At 74.1% G+C, this 3735-nt stretch carries 1 protein-coding gene; it reads left to right on the top strand.

The features are described from left to right. Positions 1-130: 130 nt before the first annotated feature. A partial coding sequence (locus K6I34_RS33480; RefSeq protein WP_374231094.1) for a MupA/Atu3671 family FMN-dependent luciferase-like monooxygenase occupies positions 131-3735 on the top strand: 3605 nt, incomplete at its 3' end.

Below are 3735 nucleotides of genomic sequence, written 5' to 3'. Positions count from 1 at the left end.
CCCAGATACAGCTCCAGATGATGTCCCAGCTCTCGCAGCTGCTCGCCCTGCAGACCGCGGCCGCGACCACGGGAATCGGCGTCGGTGTGGGTATGGGCATGGGCGCGGGCGTCAACGGCACGGTGGCCAAGTGACCGGGCTCGACGCCGCCTCCGCGGCCCTCGACCAGGACCTGGCCGCCATGGCCGCGCTCTCGCAGCGCATCGCGGAACAGCTCGGCGCCCCCGCGCAGCCGCAGCGGCCCGAGCCGTCGGAACAGCCCGCCCAGCCGGAACAGCCCGCCCAGCCGGAACAGTCCGCGCCGTCGGAACAGTCCGCCCAGCCGCGGATGCACGGTCCCCGCGTGACCGTGCCGCGCACGGCCGGGATGGTCCAGGGCGCCTCGCCCCGCTCCCAGCAGGAGCACCTCGCCGACCTCGTACGCCGCTACACCGCCCGTACCCCCACCTCCAAGGAGATCGCCCAGCGCCACCGCCGGGTGCTCGCCGACAGCCGGGCGGTCGTCGGCTTCCGCGGCCACACGAAGGAGATGCTGTACCCCATCGCCGGGCGGCGCGCGAGCGGGGCGCGGCTGGAGGACGTCGACGGCAACAGCTACGTCGACATCACCATGGGCTTCGGCGTGCTCCTCTTCGGCCACGAGCCGCAGTTCGTCACCGAGGCCGTCCGCGAGCACCTCTCGCGCGGCATCCAGCTCGGGCCCCGCGCGATCGAGACCGGCGAGTCCGCCGAACTGCTCGCCGAGCTGACCGGCATGGAGCGCGTCGCCTTCGCCAACTCGGGCACGGAGGCCAACTCCGCCGCGATCCGCCTCGCCCGCGCCGCCACCGGCCGCGACAAGATGGTCATCTTCAACGGCGCCTACCACGGGCACGCCGACCCCGTGCTCGGCCGCGCCGCCGGGCCGCAGGCCGACCGCGGCACCGTACCCGTCTCCAGCGGCATCCCGCACAGCGCCGTCGCCGAACTCCTCGTCCTCGACTACGGCGCCGAGGAGAGCCTGGAGACGATCGAGCGGCACGCCTCCGAGATCGCCGTGGTCGTCATCGAGCCCGTGCAGAGCCGCCACCCGGCGCTCCAGCCCGCCGGGTTCGTACGGAAGCTCCGCGAGCTGACGCGCCGCCATGGCATCGTGCTCATGTTCGACGAGATGCTGACGGGCTTCCGCCCCGCGCCGCGCGGCGCGCAGGAGCTCTACGGCGTGACGCCCGACCTCGCCACCTACGGGAAGCTGCTCGGCGGCGGCTTCCCGATCGGTGCCATCGCGGGCCGCGCCGACATCATGGACGGCGTCGACGGCGGCTACTGGTCCTACGGCGACGACAGCTACCCGCCCGCCGACACGACCTTCTTCGGCGGTACGTACATCCAGCACCCGGTGTCGATGGTCGCCGCGCGCGCCGTGCTCACCCACCTCAAGCAGCACAGCCCCGCCCTCCAGGAACGGCTCAACGCCCGCACGGCCGGGCTGGCCGCCGAGCTCAACGGCTTCTTCGAGGACGAGGAATTCCCGCTGCGGATGAGCCACTTCGGCTCGCAGTTCCGCTTCGAGCACCGCGCCGACATGGAGCTGCTCTACCACCACCTCATGCTGCGCGGCGTCCACGTCTGGGAGTGGCGCAACTTCTTCCTCTCCACGGCGCACTCGGACGACGACATCGCGCACATCGCCGAGGCGGTACGCGGCTCGCTGCGCGAGCTCCGGGGAGCGGGCTTCTTCCCGGGCGGTGCCGCCCGGAAGCGCCCGGCCGCGCCGCGGCCGACGGATGCCGTCAGCCCTGTGGTTCCGCTCGCGGTTCCGCCTGTGGCGGCTCCCGCCGGCCTCGTGGGCTCCGCTCCGGCCGTGGCCCCCGCCGCGCCGGAGGCACCCGCCGCCGCGCCCGCCATGCCGCTGAACGGTGCCGCACAGGCCGCGTTCCGCTCGCAGCCCGCGCAGGCGTCCGTACCCGCCGCCCCGGCAGAGCCCGCAGCGGCAGCCGCAGTACCCGTACCCGGGCCCGCCGCCCGCACGCGGCCCGCGGCGGCGGCCGCACCCCGTACGGCGCCCGACTTCAGCGTCTACTTCTTCGGGGACTACCCCCAGGACGCCGACACCCCCCGGCACGGCAAGTACGAACTCCTCATGGAGACCGCCCGCTTCGCCGACCGGAACGGGTTCCACGCGCTGTGGATGCCCGAGCGGCACTTCCACTCCTTCGGCGGGCTCTTCCCCAACCCCGCCGTGCTCGCCGCCGCCCTGTCCCGCGAGACCGAGCGGATCCGGCTGAACGCGGGCTCCGTCGCCCTGCCCCTGCACGACCCCATCCGGGTCGCCGAGGAGTGGTCGATGGTCGACAACCTCTCCGGCGGCCGCGTCGGCATCGGCGTGGCCAGCGGCTGGCACGCCCACGACTTCGTCTTCTTCCCCGACCGCTTCGGCCGTCACAAGGAAGTGATGTACGAGCAGCTGGAGCACGTCCGGCGGCTCTGGCGCGGCGAGGCGCTCACCCGGGTCACCGGGGACGGCGAGGCGGAGATCCGGCTCTTCCCCCGGCCGGTGCAGGACGCCCCGGCGATGTACACGGCGGTGGTCGGCAACCCCGCCTCGTACGAGCTCGCCGCCCGGCACGACCTCGGCATCGTCACCAACCTGATGACTCAGACTGTCGACCAGCTCCGGGACAACATCGCCCTCTACCGCCGCACCCGGGCCGCCCACGGGCTGGACCCGGACACCGGCCGGGTGGCCGTCCTGCTGCACACCTACCTCGCCGACGGACACGACGCGGCGCGGGCCGACGCCTACGCGCCCCTCTCGCGCTATATGCGCGCCTCTCTCTCGCTGTTCGGCGGCGTCGCCAACAGCCTCGGGCACAACATCGACCTGGCCGCCCTCAGCGAGGACGACCTGGACACGGTGTTCCGCCGCGCCTACGGCCGCTACTGCGACCAGCGCGCCCTCATCGGCACCGTCGACACGGTCTCGCCCGTGGTCGACGCGGTGACCGCGGCGGGCGCCGACGAGATCGTCGCGCTCGTGGACTTCGGCGTCGCCCCCGACGCCCTGCGCGCCTCCCTCACCCACCTCGACGCGCTGCGCCGCCATCATCAGGAGCCGTCCCGCGCGGCCGCCCCCGTCGCTTCCGAGCCCGCCCCGCTCTCGCCCGGCCAGCAGCGCATCTGGATCGAGGAGCAGCTGCTCCCCGGCCGTACCGCCTACAACGAGACCAAGGCCATCCGCCTCGACGGCCCGCTCGACGTGGCCGCCCTGCGCGCCGCGCTGCGTCACCTCGTGGCCCGCCACGAGGGGCTCCGCACCGTCTTCCGGGAGGTCGACGGCGAGCCCCGGCAGCTCGTCCTGCCCCCGGGCGAGCCGGACTTCGAGCTCGTCGAGGGCAAGGGCGACGGCGCCGTGGACGAAGTCCTCGCCGCCGAGAGCGCGCGCCGCTTCGACCTCGCCCACGGGCCCCTGTTCGTCACCCGGCTCGTACGGGAGGACGTGCGGGAGGATGCGCGGGAGGGCATTCGGGAGGGCGAGGAGCGGCACGTCCTCGTGCTCTCCCTGCACCACATCGTCGTCGACGCGGCCTCCGCCGCCGTCCTGGCCCGTGACCTGTCCGCCTTCTACCGCGCCGAACTCGACGGCGGCCCCACCGGCCTCCCCGTCCTCACCCGTGGCTACGCCGACCACGCCCGCGCGCAGCTCGCCGCGCTCGGCGGCCCCGGCGCGGCCGCGGACCTGGCCCACTGGCGTAC

It is taken from the genome of Streptomyces sp. UNOC14_S4, from assembly GCF_020740835.1.
GTDB lineage: Bacteria > Actinomycetota > Actinomycetes > Streptomycetales > Streptomycetaceae > Streptomyces.
This window is presented reverse-complemented; position numbering and strand designations above follow the sequence as displayed.